The organism is Pseudomonas chlororaphis, from assembly GCA_001023535.1.
Taxonomy (GTDB): Bacteria; Pseudomonadota; Gammaproteobacteria; order Pseudomonadales; family Pseudomonadaceae; genus Aquipseudomonas; species Aquipseudomonas chlororaphis_E.
In genome coordinates this window covers 2,843,899-2,859,229 of the sequence record CP011020.1, presented here as the reverse complement: position 1 = coordinate 2,859,229, position 15,331 = coordinate 2,843,899, and the positions used below count along the sequence as shown (strand labels likewise).

At 62.1% G+C, this 15,331-nt stretch carries 18 protein-coding genes; all 18 read left to right on the top strand.

Going from position 1 to position 15,331, the window contains the following annotated elements; genetic code table 11:
- Positions 1 to 133 precede the first annotated feature (133 nt).
- The 18 genes from VM99_12615 (at position 134) to VM99_12530 (ending at position 15,249) form a co-directional block, all read left to right on the top strand.
- Positions 134 to 904 (top strand): RNA methyltransferase, encoded by a 771-nt coding sequence (locus VM99_12615; protein AKJ98868.1) that lies wholly within the window; start codon positions 134 to 136, stop codon positions 902 to 904.
- Position 905: 1 nt separating this feature from the next.
- Complete coding sequence (locus tag VM99_12610) at positions 906 to 1,682, top strand: serine acetyltransferase (GenBank protein ID AKJ98867.1); 777 nt, start codon at positions 906 to 908, stop codon at positions 1,680 to 1,682.
- 267 nt (positions 1,683 to 1,949) lie between these two features.
- Positions 1,950 to 2,441, top strand: a complete 492-nt coding sequence (locus tag VM99_12605) for a transcriptional regulator (protein AKJ98866.1) — start codon at positions 1,950 to 1,952, stop codon at positions 2,439 to 2,441.
- Between the two features lie 50 nt (positions 2,442 to 2,491).
- A complete protein-coding gene (locus tag VM99_12600; protein ID AKJ98865.1) occupies positions 2,492 to 3,706 on the top strand; it encodes a cysteine desulfurase in 1,215 nt (404 codons plus the stop codon).
- A 43-nt stretch (positions 3,707 to 3,749) separates the two neighbouring features.
- Positions 3,750 to 4,136 (top strand): scaffolding protein, encoded by a 387-nt coding sequence (locus VM99_12595; GenBank protein AKJ98864.1) that lies wholly within the window; start codon positions 3,750 to 3,752, stop codon positions 4,134 to 4,136.
- 24 nt (positions 4,137 to 4,160) lie between these two features.
- Positions 4,161 to 4,484 carry an iron-sulfur cluster assembly protein gene (gene iscA / locus VM99_12590; GenBank protein ID AKJ98863.1) on the top strand — a complete coding sequence of 108 codons (324 nt, stop codon included), beginning with the start codon at positions 4,161 to 4,163 and terminating at the stop codon, positions 4,482 to 4,484.
- A gap of 8 nt (positions 4,485 to 4,492) precedes the next feature.
- The gene (gene hscB / locus VM99_12585) at positions 4,493 to 5,014 is read left to right on the top strand and encodes a co-chaperone HscB (GenBank protein AKJ98862.1); all 522 of its coding nucleotides are present in this window, start codon (positions 4,493 to 4,495) and stop codon (positions 5,012 to 5,014) included.
- A 50-nt stretch (positions 5,015 to 5,064) separates the two neighbouring features.
- Positions 5,065 to 6,927, top strand: coding sequence for a chaperone protein HscA (gene hscA / locus VM99_12580; protein ID AKJ98861.1), 1,863 nt, complete (start codon positions 5,065 to 5,067; stop codon positions 6,925 to 6,927).
- 3 nt (positions 6,928 to 6,930) lie between these two features.
- The gene (locus tag VM99_12575; GenBank protein ID AKJ98860.1) at positions 6,931 to 7,272 is read left to right on the top strand and encodes a 2Fe-2S ferredoxin; all 342 of its coding nucleotides are present in this window, start codon (positions 6,931 to 6,933) and stop codon (positions 7,270 to 7,272) included.
- A gap of 13 nt (positions 7,273 to 7,285) precedes the next feature.
- Positions 7,286 to 7,486, top strand: coding sequence for a FeS assembly protein IscX (locus tag VM99_12570; GenBank protein ID AKJ98859.1), 201 nt, complete (start codon positions 7,286 to 7,288; stop codon positions 7,484 to 7,486).
- 88 nt (positions 7,487 to 7,574) lie between these two features.
- Positions 7,575 to 8,000, top strand: coding sequence for a nucleoside diphosphate kinase (locus VM99_12565; GenBank protein AKJ98858.1), 426 nt, complete (start codon positions 7,575 to 7,577; stop codon positions 7,998 to 8,000).
- Positions 8,001 to 8,028: 28 nt separating this feature from the next.
- Positions 8,029 to 9,177 (top strand): 50S rRNA methyltransferase, encoded by a 1,149-nt coding sequence (locus tag VM99_12560; GenBank protein AKJ98857.1) that lies wholly within the window; start codon positions 8,029 to 8,031, stop codon positions 9,175 to 9,177.
- A 12-nt stretch (positions 9,178 to 9,189) separates the two neighbouring features.
- Entirely contained in the window at positions 9,190 to 9,948 is a 759-nt protein-coding gene (locus VM99_12555; GenBank protein AKJ98856.1) for a pilus assembly protein PilW, read from the top strand.
- A complete protein-coding gene (locus VM99_12550; GenBank protein ID AKJ98855.1) occupies positions 9,948 to 10,997 on the top strand; it encodes a Cro/Cl family transcriptional regulator in 1,050 nt (349 codons plus the stop codon). The genes VM99_12555 and VM99_12550 overlap by 1 nt, the downstream gene beginning before the upstream one ends.
- A gap of 3 nt (positions 10,998 to 11,000) precedes the next feature.
- Positions 11,001 to 12,110 carry a 4-hydroxy-3-methylbut-2-en-1-yl diphosphate synthase gene (locus tag VM99_12545; GenBank protein ID AKJ98854.1) on the top strand — a complete coding sequence of 370 codons (1,110 nt, stop codon included), beginning with the start codon at positions 11,001 to 11,003 and terminating at the stop codon, positions 12,108 to 12,110.
- 23 nt (positions 12,111 to 12,133) lie between these two features.
- Positions 12,134 to 13,423 carry a histidinol dehydrogenase gene (locus VM99_12540; protein AKJ98853.1) on the top strand — a complete coding sequence of 430 codons (1,290 nt, stop codon included), beginning with the start codon at positions 12,134 to 12,136 and terminating at the stop codon, positions 13,421 to 13,423.
- A gap of 40 nt (positions 13,424 to 13,463) precedes the next feature.
- Positions 13,464 to 14,105, top strand: coding sequence for a GTP-binding protein (locus VM99_12535; protein AKJ98852.1), 642 nt, complete (start codon positions 13,464 to 13,466; stop codon positions 14,103 to 14,105).
- The gene (locus tag VM99_12530) at positions 14,098 to 15,249 is read left to right on the top strand and encodes a dehydrogenase (protein AKJ98851.1); all 1,152 of its coding nucleotides are present in this window, start codon (positions 14,098 to 14,100) and stop codon (positions 15,247 to 15,249) included. Before VM99_12535 ends, VM99_12530 begins: the two co-directional genes overlap by 8 nt.
- Positions 15,250 to 15,331: the final 82 nt, after the last annotated feature.

Below are 15,331 nucleotides of genomic sequence, written 5' to 3'. Positions count from 1 at the left end.
CTAAGGTTGTTAAAGAAAGCCGCGCATTCTATCAGAAAGTTTTCCGAGGAGAAGGTTGGTGTTCGCTTTCATAGCTTAACGGTAGGTGCTTATGTAAGATTTGCTCCCTTTATCGTGTTCGAGAGCGCCTCCCTTGTTGCAGAACATTCGTGTCGTCCTGGTCAATACCAGCCATCCGGGTAACATCGGCGGGGCTGCGCGGGCCATGAAGAACATGGGCCTGTCACGCCTGGTGCTGGTCGAGCCGCGGCTGTTCCCCCATCACGAAGCCGACGCCCGGGCGTCCGGCGCCGATGACATCCTGGCCGGTGCGCAAGTAGTCGCCACCCTGGAAGACGCCTTGGTCGGGTGCAACCTGGTGCTCGGCACCAGTGCCCGCGACCGGCGCATCCCCTGGCCGTTGCTCGACCCCCGCGAGTGCGGGACCAAGGTCATCGAGGAAGCGGAGCAGGGCAGCGAGATCGCCCTGGTGTTCGGCCGTGAAGACTCCGGCCTGACCAATGAAGAGCTGCAACGATGTCACTTTCACGTGCATATCCCTTCCGACCCGACGTTCAGTTCCCTGAACCTCGCGGCGGCGGTGCAGGTGTTGAGTTATGAAGTGCGCATGGCCTGGCTGGCCGCCGAAGGGCAGCCAAGCAAGGTCGAAAAAACCGAGGTCGGCTCGCCGCGCAGTGAGACACTGGCGACGATGGATGAGCTGGAACGATACTTTGAACACCTGGAGCAGACCCTGGTGGACATCGAGTTCCTCGACCCGGACAAGCCAAGGCACTTGATGGCGCGCCTGCGTCGGTTGTACGGACGAAGCTCGGTCAGCCGGGCGGAGATGAATATATTGCGCGGCATCCTCACGGAAACCCAGAAAGCGGCCCGTGGTGAGCTGATTAAGCGGAAGAAATAAAATGTTCGAACGTTTGCGTGAAGATATCCAAAGCGTTTTCCATCGTGATCCGGCGGCGCGCAATGCCTTTGAAGTGCTGACCTGCTACCCGGGAATGCACGCCATCTGGCTGCATCGGTTGTCTGGCGCGTTGTGGAACATGGGCTGGAAGTGGCTGGCGCGGCTGGTCTCGAACTTCGGACGCTGGTTGACCGGGATCGAGATCCATCCTGGCGCCAAGGTCGGTCGGCGGTTTTTCATCGACCACGGCATGGGCATCGTCATCGGCGAAACCGCCGAGATCGGTGATGACGTGACCCTGTACCAGGGCGTGACCCTCGGCGGCACCAGTTGGAACAAAGGCAAGCGCCACCCGACGCTGGAAGACGGCGTGGTGGTGGGGGCGGGCGCCAAGGTGCTCGGGCCGTTCACAGTGGGCGCGGGGGCCAAAGTCGGCTCCAACGCCGTGGTGACCAAGGCTGTGCCGCCCGGGGCGACCGTGGTCGGTATTCCGGGGCGGATCATCGTCAAGTCCGATGACGAGCAGAATGCCCGGCGCAAAGCCATGGCCGAGAAGATCGGCTTCGATGCCTACGGCGTCGGCGAAGACATGCCCGACCCGGTGGCCCGCGCGATCAACCAGTTGCTCGATCACCTGCAGGCCGTCGATGGTCGCCTGGAGGGGATGTGCGGCGCCCTGAAGGAACTGGGCAGTAATTACTGTGCCAAGGACCTGCCTGAACTGCGCGAGGAAGACTTTGCGTGTGTGCAGGACAAGGATGAAAGCCAGGCCAGCTGAGACCCTGCTGGCCTCATCGCGAGCAAGCTCGCTCCCACAGGGATCTCTGTCGAGCACATCACTCATGTACGACGCAGACCCCCTGTGGGAGCGAGCTTGCTCGCGAAGAACGATAACGCGGTATCACTGGTCCTGCCCGCCAAGCCTTTGCTATCATGCGCGCGCTCTTTCGCGGGTAAATCCGAGTAACCCACTAGGTCTTATACTTGACTTAAATACTCGGGAATTGCATACTCGCCCCCATTCCGAACTCCGTGGTAATTGTCCATGCGACTGACTACAAAAGGCCGATACGCCGTGACCGCAATGCTGGATCTGGCATTGCACGCGCAGCACGGGCCGGTGTCCCTGGCCGATATCTCCGAGCGCCAAGGCATTTCCCTGTCTTATCTTGAGCAGCTGTTCGCCAAGCTGCGCCGCAGCAACCTGGTCTCCAGCGTGCGCGGCCCCGGCGGCGGATACCAGCTGTCCCGTGAAATGCAAGGCATCCAGGTCGCCCAGGTGATCGATGCCGTGAACGAATCGGTCGATGCGACCAAATGCCAAGGGCTGGGCGACTGCCATGGCGGCGATACTTGCCTGACCCATCACCTGTGGTGCGACTTGAGCCTGCAGATCCACGAGTTTCTGAGCGGTATCAGCTTGGCCGACCTTGTCACCCGCCGTGAGGTGCAAGAAGTAGCCCAGCGTCAGGACCAGCGCCGTTGCAATGGCAGGGCGCCGCACCTGGACAAGATTGAAGCGTCCGCCGTCGAATGACCGCCGCAGAGCACGCGGAACGCCAGCCAGCCTGATTTAGGAGAGAGTCCATGAAATTGCCGATTTACCTTGATTACTCTGCGACCACCCCGGTTGATCCGCGTGTCGCGCAAAAAATGAGTGAATGCCTGCTGGTCGACGGAAACTTCGGTAACCCGGCGTCCCGTTCCCACGTGTTCGGCTGGAAAGCCGAAGAGTCGGTTGAAAACGCTCGTCGCCAGGTCGCCGATCTGGTCAACGCCGACCCGCGTGAAATCGTCTGGACCTCCGGTGCCACCGAGTCCGACAACCTGGCAATCAAGGGTGTCGCGCATTTCTATCACACCAAGGGCAAGCACCTGATCACCTCCAAGGTCGAGCACAAGGCTGTCCTGGACACCATGCGCCAATTGGAGCGTGAAGGCTTCGAAGTCACCTACATCGAGCCGGGTGAAGACGGCCTGATCACCCCGGCCATGGTTGAAGCCGCGCTGCGCGACGACACCATCCTGGTTTCGATCATGCACGTGAACAACGAAATCGGCACCATCAACGACATCGCCGCCATTGGCGAGCTGACCCGTTCCAAGGGTGTGCTGTTCCACGTCGACGCGGCGCAGTCCACCGGCAAGGTCGAGATCGACCTGTCGAAGCTCAAGGTCGACCTGATGTCCTTCTCGGCCCACAAGACCTATGGTCCCAAAGGCATCGGCGCGCTGTACGTCAGCCGCAAGCCGCGTGTGCGCATCGAAGCGACCATGCACGGTGGCGGTCACGAGCGTGGCATGCGTTCCGGCACCCTGGCGACCCACCAGATCGTCGGCATGGGCGAAGCCTTCCGCGTCGCCAAGGAAGACATGGCCGCCGAGAATGTCCGCATCAAGGCTCTGAGCGACCGTTTCTTCAAGCAGGTCGAGCACCTCGAAGAACTCTACGTCAACGGCAGCATGACCGCCCGCGTCCCGCACAACCTGAACCTGAGCTTCAACTACGTTGAAGGCGAGTCGCTGATCATGGCACTCAAGGACCTGGCTGTGTCGTCCGGTTCGGCTTGCACCTCGGCTTCGCTCGAGCCTTCGTACGTCCTGCGCGCCCTGGGCCGCAACGACGAACTGGCCCATAGCTCGATTCGCTTCACCTTCGGCCGCTTCACCACCGAAGAGGAAATCGATTACGCCGCGCAGAAAGTCTGCGAGGCCGTCACCAAGCTGCGCGCCTTGTCGCCGCTGTGGGACATGTACAAAGACGGCGTCGACATCTCGAAAATCGAGTGGGCTGCGCACTGAAGAAGTCGCCACCAGAGCGGCTCACTGATGAGGATTGAAGCAAATGGCATATAGCGAAAAGGTCATCGACCACTACGAGAACCCGCGCAACGTCGGCAAGATGGACGCGCAGGATCCTGATGTCGGCACCGGCATGGTCGGCGCCCCGGCATGCGGCGACGTGATGCGCCTGCAGATCAAGGTCAACGAGCAAGGCATCATCGAAGATGCCAAGTTCAAGACCTATGGCTGCGGTTCGGCCATCGCGTCCAGCTCCCTGGCCACCGAGTGGATGAAGGGCAAGACCCTTGATGAAGCCGAAACCATCAAGAACACCCAGCTGGCCGAAGAACTGGCCCTGCCGCCAGTGAAGATCCACTGCTCGGTACTCGCTGAAGACGCCATCAAGGCCGCCGTTCGCGATTACAAGCAGAAGAAAGGCTTGATCTGATCCGCGCACCGCTAAGGAGTTTCCATGGCTATCCAGATGACAGAAGCGGCAGCTAAACATGTGCAGCGTTCCCTCGCGGGGCGCGGCAAGGGCGAGGGTATCCGCCTGGGTGTTCGCACCACGGGCTGCTCTGGCCTTGCCTACGTGCTCGAATTCGTCGACGAAGTGGGCGAAGACGACCAGGTGTTCGAGAGTCATGGTCAGAAAGTGATCATCGACCCGAAGAGCCTGACGTACCTGGACGGCACCGAGCTGGATTTCGTCAAGGAAGGGTTGAACGAAGGCTTCAAGTTCAACAACCCCAACGTACGCGGTGAGTGTGGCTGCGGCGAAAGCTTCAACATCTGAGGCGGCTCGTGGGAACTCCTTGTCATTTTGCCTTGTTCCAGATGCAGCCTGCTTTCCAGCTGGATCTCGATCAGTTGTCCGCGCGTTACCTGGAGCTGGCCCGGGGTGTCCACCCGGACCGGTTTGCCGATGCCTCCGAAGCCGAGCAGCGCCGGGCGCTGGAGCAGTCTGCCAACCTCAATGAGGCCTACCAGACGCTCAAGCATCCGGCCAAGCGCGCGCGCTACCTGCTCGCCATCAGCGGTCATGAGCTGCCCCTGGAAGTCACGGTCCACGACCCTGAGTTTCTTCTGCAGCAGATGCAGTGGCGCGAAGAGCTCGAAGACCTCCAGGAGAGCGCCGACCTGGCCGGTGTCGCGGCCTTCAAGCGCCGTCTCAAAGACGCCCAGCACACACTGAACGAAAGCTTCGCAGCCTGCTGGAACGATGCCGCGCAACGCGAACAGGCCGAACGCCTGATGCGGCGCATGCAGTTCCTCGACAAGCTCACCTACGAAGTGCGCCAGCTCGAAGAGCGCCTCGACGATTAACCCAGTGCCGCTCCGGTCGCACGCCTGATTACAGATAAGTCCTGATTACGATGGCCCTACTGCAGATCGCCGAACCCGGCCAAAGTCCACAACCCCACCAGCGTCGCCTGGCAGTGGGAATCGACTTGGGTACTACCAACTCCCTGGTCGCTGCCTTGCGCAGCGGTCTCTCCGAACCGCTGGCGGACGAGCAGGGGCAGGTGATCCTGCCGTCCGCCGTTCGCTACCACGCCGACCGCGTCGAGGTGGGTGAGTCGGCCAAGCTGGCCGCCTCCACTGACCCGCTGAACACCATTGTGTCGGTCAAGCGCCTGATGGGGCGCGGCCTGGCCGACGTCAAGCAACTGGGCGACCAACTGCCGTATCGTTTTGTTGGCGGCGAATCCCACATGCCGTTCATCGACACCGTGCAGGGGCCGAAAAGCCCGGTGCAGGTGTCGGCCGACATCCTCAAGGTCCTGCGCGTGCGTGCCGAAGCCGCATTGGGCGGCGAGCTGGTGGGTGCGGTGATCACCGTTCCGGCCTACTTCGACGACGCCCAGCGTCAAGCCACCAAGGATGCGGCCAAGCTGGCCGGCCTCAACGTGCTGCGCCTGCTCAACGAGCCGACTGCCGCGGCGGTGGCCTACGGGTTGGACCAGCACGCCGAAGGCCTCGTCGCGATCTACGACCTGGGCGGCGGCACGTTCGATATTTCGATCCTGCGCCTGACCGGCGGTGTTTTCGAAGTCCTGGCCACCGGCGGCGACAGCGCCCTGGGCGGTGATGACTTCGACCACGCCATTGCCGGCTGGATCATCGAGCAGGCGGGCCTGTCCGCCGACCTCGATCCGGGTGCGCAGCGCCACCTGCTGCAAACCGCCTGCGCCGCCAAGGAAGCCCTGACCGACGCCGCCAGCGTTCAAGTGCACTACGAAGGCTGGAGCGCTGTGCTGAGCCGTGAAGCCTTCGATGCATTGATCGAACCCATGGTCGCCCGCAGCCTCAAGGCTTGCCGTCGCGCCGTGCGTGACTCGGGCGTCGAGCTCGAAGACGTCAAGGCCGTGGTCATGGTCGGTGGCTCGACCCGTGTGCCTCGCGTTCGCCAGGCCGTGGCCGAAGCCTTTGGCCGTCAACCGCTGACGGAAATCGACCCGGACCAGGTGGTGGCCATCGGCGCCGCGATCCAGGCCGACACCCTGGCCGGCAACAAGCGTGACGGCGGCGAACTGCTGCTGCTCGATGTGATTCCGCTGTCCCTGGGCCTCGAGACCATGGGTGGCCTGATGGAGAAGGTGATTCCGCGCAACACCACCATTCCCGTCGCCCGCGCCCAGGACTTCACCACTTACAAGGACGGCCAGTCGGCCATGATGGTTCACGTGCTGCAAGGCGAGCGTGAGCTGATCAGCGACTGTCGTTCCCTGGCGCGCTTCGAACTGCGTGGCATCCCGCCGATGGTGGCCGGTGCCGCGAAGATCCGCGTGACCTTCCAGGTCGATGCCGACGGCTTGCTCAACGTCACCGCCCGCGAATTGGGTTCGGGTGTCGAGGCAAGCATCCAGGTCAAGCCGTCCTATGGCCTGACCGACGGCGAAATCGCCCGGATGCTCAAGGACTCGTTCCAGTACGCCGGCGACGACAAGGTGGCCCGCGTGCTGCGCGAGCAACAAGTCGATGCCCAGCGCCTGATCGAAGCGGTGCAGGGTGCCCTCGAGGCCGATGGCGATCGCCTGCTGGACGCCGAAGAGCGCATGGTCATCGAATTGCAGATGCAGGAACTGTCCGAATTGATCAAGGGCACCGATGGCCATGCCATCGAGCAGCAGACTAAGCGTCTGTCGAGCGTCACCGATGCCTTTGCTGCCCGCCGCCTGGACTCGACGGTCAAGGCCGCCCTGGCGGGGCGCAACCTGAATGAAATCGAGGAATAACTGATGCCGCAGATCATTTTTCTGCCACACGCCGAGCACTGCCCGGACGGTATGGTGGTCGAGGCCGAAACCGGCAAATCCCTGCTGGAAGTGGCCCACGACAACCACATCGAGATCGAAAGCGCCTGCGGCGGCGTTTGTGCCTGCACCACGTGCCATTGCATCATTCGCGAAGGGTTTGACTCGCTGAACGAAGCCGATGAGCTCGAAGAAGACTACCTGGATCGCGCCTGGGGCCTGGAGCCGACGTCGCGCCTGACCTGCCAGGCCAAGGTCGGCACCGAGGACCTGGTGGTGGAGATCCCGAAATATTCGCTTAACCATGCGGCCGAAGCGCCGCACTGATGGTGACACTGTCATGAGCTATGGTTGGAATGATGTACGGCGCATCGCTGAGGAATTGGCCGAAGCGAAGCCAGACGTAGACCCGTTGACGGTCAACTTCGTCGATCTGCAGCGATGGATCATGGAGCTGCCCGACTTCGACAATGCTTCCGGCCGTTGCGGCGAGAAGGTCCTGGAGGCGGTTCAGACGCTCTGGATCGAAGAAATCGACTGATCGACCCGGCAGGTTAGGCAATACCCCTGAACCCGCGTATAATTCGCGGGTTTAATTTTTCACAAATTATCGTTTCTGGAGTTACACCATGGCTGTTCAACGTACTTTCTCCATCATCAAGCCTGACGCCGTTGCTAAAAACGTCATCGGCAAGATCGTTACCCGCTTCGAAGACGCTGGCCTGCGCGTTGTAGCTTCGAAAATGAAGCAACTGTCCAAGGCCGAGGCCGAAGGCTTCTACGCCGAGCACAGCGAGCGCGGTTTCTTCGGTGAACTGGTTGCCTTCATGACTTCCGGCCCGGTTGTCGTCCAGGTTCTGGAAGGCGAAAACGCCATCGCTCGCAACCGTGAGCTGATGGGCGCCACCAACCCTAAAGAAGCGGCTGCCGGCACCATCCGTGCTGACTTCGCCGAGTCCATCGACGCCAACGCCGTTCACGGTTCGGACTCCGAAGCCGCTGCTGCTCGCGAAATCGCTTACTTTTTCTCCGCTACTGAAGTAACCACTCGCTAAGCCCAGGCTTTTGAGTGAAGGTGAATCCATGACTACATCGAACGGCAAAACCAACCTGCTGGGCCTGACCCAGCCGGAAATGGAGAAATTTTTCGACTCGATCGGGGAGAAGCGTTTCCGTGCCGGCCAGGTGATGAAATGGATTCACCACTTCGGCGTCGACGACTTCGACGCCATGACGAATGTCGGCAAGGCCTTGCGTGAGAAGCTCAAGGCGGTTGCCGAGATTCGCGGCCCCGAAGTGGTCAGCGAGGACATCTCCAGCGACGGCACCCGTAAGTGGGTGGTGCGCGTGGCGTCCGGCAGCTGCGTCGAGACCGTCTACATTCCCCAGGGCAAACGCGGCACCTTGTGCGTTTCGTCCCAGGCAGGCTGTGCCCTGGATTGCAGTTTCTGCTCCACCGGCAAGCAAGGCTTCAACAGCAACCTCACCGCCGCCGAAGTGATCGGCCAGGTGTGGATTGCCAACAAATCCTTTGGCAGCGTCCCGGCGACCGTCGACCGTGCCATCACCAACGTGGTGATGATGGGCATGGGTGAGCCGCTGCTTAACTTCGACAACGTCGTCTCGGCCATGCACTTGATGATGGATGACCTGGGCTACGGCATTTCCAAGCGTCGGGTGACCCTGTCCACCTCCGGCGTGGTGCCGATGATCGATGAGCTGGCCAAGCACATCGACGTCTCCCTGGCGTTGTCGCTGCACGCACCCAATGACGCATTGCGTAACCAATTGGTGCCAATCAACAAGAAGTATCCGCTTAAGATGCTGCTCGAGTCATGCCAGCGCTACATGTCGGCCCTGGGCGAGAAGCGCGTGCTGACCATCGAGTACACCTTGCTCAAGGATGTGAACGACAAAGTCGAGCATGCGGTCGAGATGATCGAACTGCTCAAGAACATCCCGTGCAAGATCAACCTGATCCCGTTCAACCCGTTCCCGCATTCCGGTTACGAGCGTCCGAGCAACAATGCGATTCGTCGCTTCCAGGATCAGCTTCACCACGCTGGCTTCAACGTCACCGTGCGCACCACCCGCGGCGAAGACATCGATGCCGCGTGTGGCCAATTGGTAGGGCAGGTGCTGGATCGCACCCGTCGCAGCGAACGCTACATTGCCGTGCGCGAGTTGAACGCCTCCGACGATGTGGCGCAGAACGCTGCGAACAGTCACTAAGAGAGGAACTCTATGTCCCTGCGCTTCGCGCTCATCTTGCTGTTGGCCGGGCTGTGTTCCGGTTGTGTTCTGTCGGGTGACTACAACCCGATGAAAACCAGCAAGGGGCGCGATGAGGCGCGTGCGGCCTATGTACAGCTGGGCATTGGCTACTTGCAGCAGGGCATGACCGAACGGGCCAAGGTCCCGCTCAAGAAAGCCCTGGACCTGGACGACAATGACGCCGACGCCAACGCGGCCCTGGCCCTGGTGTTCCAGGCCGAACTGGAGTCGGAGCTGGCCGACCAGCATTTTCGCAAGGCGCTTTCGGCACGGCCCCAGGACGCACGGATCCTGAACAACTACGGCGGTTTTCTTTACGAGCAGAAGCGTTACAAGGAAGCCTACGAGCGCTTCGAGCAGGCCGCCGCCGACACCCTTTACCCAGAGCGCTCGCGGGTATTCGAGAACCTTGGCATGACGGCCGCGCAACTGGGCCAGCGAGACCTGGCCCGCCAGCAGCTGGAAAAGGCCCTGCGCCTCAACCGCCAACAACCGCGGGCCCTGCTGGAAATGGCTGAGTTGTCCTACGAAGACAGGCATTATGTGCCCGCGCGTGACTACTACGAGCGTTTTAGCCTGCTCAGCGAGCAAAATGCACGTAGTCTATTGCTCGGCGTTCGGCTGGCACATGTGTTTGAAGATCGCGACAAGGCTGCAAGTTATGGCCTGCAACTCAAAAGACTCTATCCCGGTACGCCGGAATATCAGCAATACCTGTCGGAGCAATGATGAAAGCGGCGCATCCCGAAGTTGTAGCAGCGACTCGCGTAAATCCCGGTGAGACCCTGCGTCAAGCCCGCGAAAGCAATGGTTGGTCGCTGGCCGAAGTGGCCCACAAGCTCAATCTCACCGTGACTTCCCTGAGCAACCTGGAAGCGGGCGCGTTCGACAAGCTGCCCGGGCACACTTTCGCCCGCGGCTATATCCGCGCCTATGCCAAGTTGCTCGGCATGGACCAGACCGTTCTGGTCCAGCAGTTCGATCAATACACCGGTTCCGACGCCCAGGGCAGCAATGTGCACAGCCTGGGACGCATCGAGGAGCCAGTTCGTGTTTCCCACACGATCCTGCGCATTGTCAGCCTGTTGTTGCTGATCGCGGTGATCGGTGGCGGTTTCGTCTGGTGGCAGGACCAGACGTCCCAGCGCAACAAAGAGCCGGTGGCGATGAACTCCGAGCACGTCGAGGTCGAAGGCGCCGACGGCACGACCCAGATCCATCCGCTGGACGAGCCGGAAGACCAGGCCGTCGTGGAAGGCCAGGCCGAAGGCGAGACCAATCTGGCGCTGCCACAAAGCCCGGACGATGCCGACGCCCAGGCCGGCGCTGAGCCAGCTGTCCCGGCACCGACCACGCCTGCTGCCCCGAGCACGGGCGGCGCACCGATTGCCACCGCCCCTGCCGCGCCAGGCACGCCAGCGCCAACAGTGGCTGCGCCTGCCGCCCACGCCGCTCCAGTCGCTCCGGCAGTGCCGGCCGTTCCAGCCACCCCGGCCGCCCCAGCCGCTCCGGCGACCTCGGTTGCCCCGGCTGCCGGTGAAGGCCAGGTCCAGATTCAGTTCACCGCCGACTGCTGGACCCAGGTCACCGACGGCAACGGCAAGGTCCTGTTCAGTGGCCTCAAGCGCAAGGGCGACAGCACGTCCATCAATGGCAAGCCGCCTTTCGCCGTACGCCTGGGGTATGCCCGTGGCGCACAGGTCAGCTACAACGGCCAGCCGGTCGATGTGGCTCCGTTCACCAGTGGCGAGACCGCTCGCCTGAAGTTGGGTCAATAAGTCATGCACGGCGAATCTCCTATCAAGCGTCGCGAATCCCGAAAAATCTGGGTCGGCAACGTGCCCGTGGGCGGCGATGCTCCTATCGCTGTGCAGAGCATGACCAACAGCGACACCAATGACGTGGCCGCCACGGTCGCGCAGATCAACCGCCTGGAAGCCGCCGGTGTCGACATCGTGCGGGTTTCGGTGCCGGACATGGACGCCGCCGAGGCATTCGGCAAGATCAAGCAACTGGTCAAGGTCCCCTTGGTGGCCGACATCCACTTCGACTACCGCATCGCCCTGCGCGTGGCCGAGTTGGGTGTGGATTGCCTGCGCATCAACCCCGGCAACATCGGTCGCGAAGACCGCGTGCGTGCCGTGGTGGATGCCGCCCGCGACCGTGGCATCCCGATTCGCATCGGGGTGAACGCCGGTTCCCTGGAAAAAGACCTGCAAAAGAAATACGGCGAGCCGACCCCGGCGGCGCTGGTCGAGTCGGCGCTGCGTCACGTCGAGCACCTCGAACGCCTGAACTTCCAGGACTTCAAGGTCAGCGTGAAGGCCTCCGATGTGTTCATGGCCGTTGAAGCCTACCGGCTGCTGGCCAAGGAAATCGTCCAGCCGCTGCACCTGGGCATCACCGAAGCGGGCGGGTTGCGTTCGGGCACGGTGAAATCCGCCGTCGGCCTCGGTATGCTGCTCGCCGAAGGGATTGGCGATACCATCCGCATCTCGCTGGCGGCGGACCCGGTCGAGGAAGTGAAGGTCGGCTACGACATCCTCAAGTCCCTGCACCTGCGGTCCCGTGGCATCAACTTCATCGCCTGCCCGAGCTGCTCGCGGCAGAACTTCGATGTGGTCAAGACCATGAACGAGCTGGAAGGGCGACTCGAAGACCTGCTGGTGCCGCTGGATGTCGCGGTGATTGGCTGCGTGGTCAACGGGCCGGGCGAAGCCAAGGAGGCCCATATCGGCCTCACCGGCGGTACGCCGAACCTGATTTACATCGACGGCAAGCCGTCGCAGAAATTGACGAATGACAATCTGGTGGATGAGCTGGAACGGCTGATCCGCGAGAAGGCGGCCGAGAAGGTCGAGGCCGACGCAGCGGTGATCGCGCGCGGCTGATCGAACGAATTTAAGGAAAATCTGTGAGCAAGTCCCTGCAAGCCATTCGTGGCATGAACGACATCCTGCCCGAGCAGACGCCCCTGTGGCGCTATTTCGAGGGCACCGTGGCGCGTTTGCTGGATAACTACGGTTACCGGCAGATCCGCATGCCGATCGTCGAGTTCACCGAGCTGTTCAAGCGCTCGATTGGTGAAGTGACCGACATCGTCGAAAAAGAGATGTACACCTTCGACGATCGCAACGGCGATTCCCTGACCCTGCGCCCCGAAGGCACGGCGGCGTGCGTACGTGCGGTGCTCGAGCACGGCATCACCGGTGGCGGCCAGGTGCAGAAGCTCTGGTACATCGGCCCGATGTTCCGTCACGAGCGTCCGCAGAAAGGCCGTTATCGCCAGTTCCACCAGATCGGCTGCGAAGTGTTCAACCTCGATGGCCCGGACATCGACGCCGAGCTGATCGTGCTGACTTGGCGCCTGTGGGGTGAGCTGGGCATCCGCGACGCGGTCAAGCTGGAGCTCAACAGCCTCGGCACCGCCGAAGCCCGTGCTCGGTACCGTGACGCGTTGGTGGAGTTCCTCTCGGCCCGCCTCGAGCACCTGGACGAAGACAGCCAGCGTCGGCTCAAGACCAACCCGCTGCGGGTGCTGGATACCAAGAATCCGGACACCCAGGCCGTGCTGGTGGATGCGCCGAAGCTGGCCGACTACCTGGACGAAGAGTCCCGCGTGCACTTCGAAGGGCTCAAGGCTCGTCTCGACGCCGCCGGCATTCCCTACGTGATCAACCCGAAACTGGTCCGTGGCCTGGATTACTACAGCAAGACCGTATTCGAATGGGTCACCGACAAGCTCGGCGCCCAGGGCACCGTGTGTGCCGGCGGCCGCTACGACGGGCTGGTGGAACAGATGGGCGGCAAGCCGACCCCGGGCGTGGGCTTTGCCATGGGCATCGAGCGCCTGGTGCTGATGCTCGAGGCCTTGGACAAGGTGCCGCAGGCGCTGTCCCGTCAGGTTGACGTCTACCTCTGCGCGTTCGGCGAAGCGGCCGAGCTGGCGGCATTGTCGCTGAGTGAGCGGGTCCGCGACCAGTTGCCCAACCTGCGCCTGCAGATCAACGCCGGTGCCGGCAGCTTCAAGAGCCAGTTCAAGAAGGCCGACAAGAGCGGTGCGCTGTATGCACTGATCCTTGGTGACGACGAACTGGCCCAACAAGTGGTAGGTTTCAAACCCCTGCGTGGCCAGGGCGAACAACAAAGCATTGCCTGGGATGCGCTTGCTGCACACCTGGCCACCTGCGTCGTGCAGGGTTGAAGCTGTCAAACAGCCGATTTAGCGATTAAGGAGTATTGGGGTGTCGAGTACCGAAGATGAACAGCTGGCGGATTTGAAGGACTGGTGGACGCGCAATGGCAAGCCGCTGGTCACTGGCGGCCTGTTGGCGCTGGTCATCGTGTTCGGCTGGCAGGCCTACCAGAAATACCAGAACAACCAGTCGCAAGGCGCCTCGGTGCTCTATCAGCAATTGCTGGAAACCACCCTGACGCCAGACGGCAAGCCTGACGCGGCACGTGTCGCGGATCTGGCCGGCAAGCTCAACAGCGAGTTCGGCGGCACCGCGTACGCGCAGTACGGTCGCCTGTTCGTGGCCAAGGTAGCGGTGGACAACGGCAAGCTGGACGACGCCGCCACCGAGCTCAAGGGCATTGTCGACAAGCCGGCCAACCCGACCCTGGGCGAAGTGGCGCGTCAGCGCCTGGCGCAGGTGCTGGCGGCACAGAACAAGACCGAAGACGCCCTGAAGTTGCTTGACGGCGATGCCGACAAGGCCTTCCTGGCGACCCGCGAAGAACTCAAGGGCGACCTGCTGGTACAGCTGGGCCGCACCGATGAGGCTCACGCGGCCTACCAAAAAGCCAAGGCTGCGCTGTCGGATGAAGCCGCAGTCGGTGGCCTGCAAATCAAGCTGGACGACCTGGCCAAAGGGGATGCGTGACGTGATCCGTTGGAAACATGCAGCATTGCTGACCCTGGCCATTCTGGCCGCGGGTTGCAGCAGCAACAGCAAGAAAGAACTGCCCCCGGCCGAGCTGACCGATTTCAAAGAAGAAGTCGTGCTGCAGAAGCAATGGAGCCGTTCCATCGGCGAAGGCCAGGGCGAAACCTACAACATGCTGGTGCCGGCCATCGATGGCGACACGATCTACGCCGGTGACGTCACTGGTGAAGTGTATGCACTGGATCGCATGAACGGCGACACCAAGTGGGAAAAGGATCTCGAACTGCCCGTGTCCGGCGCCGTGGGCGTGGGTTACGGTCTGGTCATGATCGGCACGCTCAAGGGGGAGATCGTCGCCCTCGATGCGAGCAGCGGTGAAGAGAAATGGCGCGCCCGCGTGTCCAGTGAAGTGCTCGCACCGCCGGCCACCAACGGTGACGTGGTCGTGGTCCAGACCCAGGATGACCGTCTGATCGGCCTGGATGCCGCCACCGGCAACCAGCGCTGGGTCTATGACAGCACGCCGGCGGTACTGACCCTGCGCGGCACCAGCGCGCCTGTCGTCACCAACCGCCTCGCGGTGGCTGGGTTGTCGACGGGTAAGGTGGTCGCCCTGGACATCTCCAACGGCGTGCCGGTGTGGGAGCAGCGCGTTGCTGTGCCGCAAGGTCGTTCGGAACTGGAGCGCGTGGTCGACATCGACGGCGGCCTGCTGTTGTCCGGCGGTACACTGTACGTCGCCAGCTACCAGGGCCGCGTGGCCGCACTGGACCTGGAAAGCGGTCGTCCGCTGTGGCAACGCGATGCGTCCAGCTACGCCGGTGTCGCCCAAGGGTTTGGCAGCGTCTACGTGAGCCTGTCCTCGGGCACGGTCGAAGGCGTCGACGAGCGTTCCACCACCGCGTTGTGGAGCAATGATTCCCTGGCCCGCCGCCAGTTGTCGGCCCCGGAAGTGTTCTCCAGCTACGTTGCAGTGGGTGACCTGGAAGGTTACCTGCACCTGCTCAGCCAGGTAGACGGCCGTTTCGTCGGCCGTGAGCGCATCGACAGCGACGGCCTGCGTGCCCGTCCGCTGGTGGTGGGCAACATGATTTATGTGTATGGCAACAGCGGCAAGCTGGAAGCCCTGACCATCAAGTAAGACTATGCTTGGGGGTAATCCCCCAAGCGGCTGTACTTTGTGGGAGCGAGCTTGCTCGCGAAAGCGCCGGATCAGTCGATTT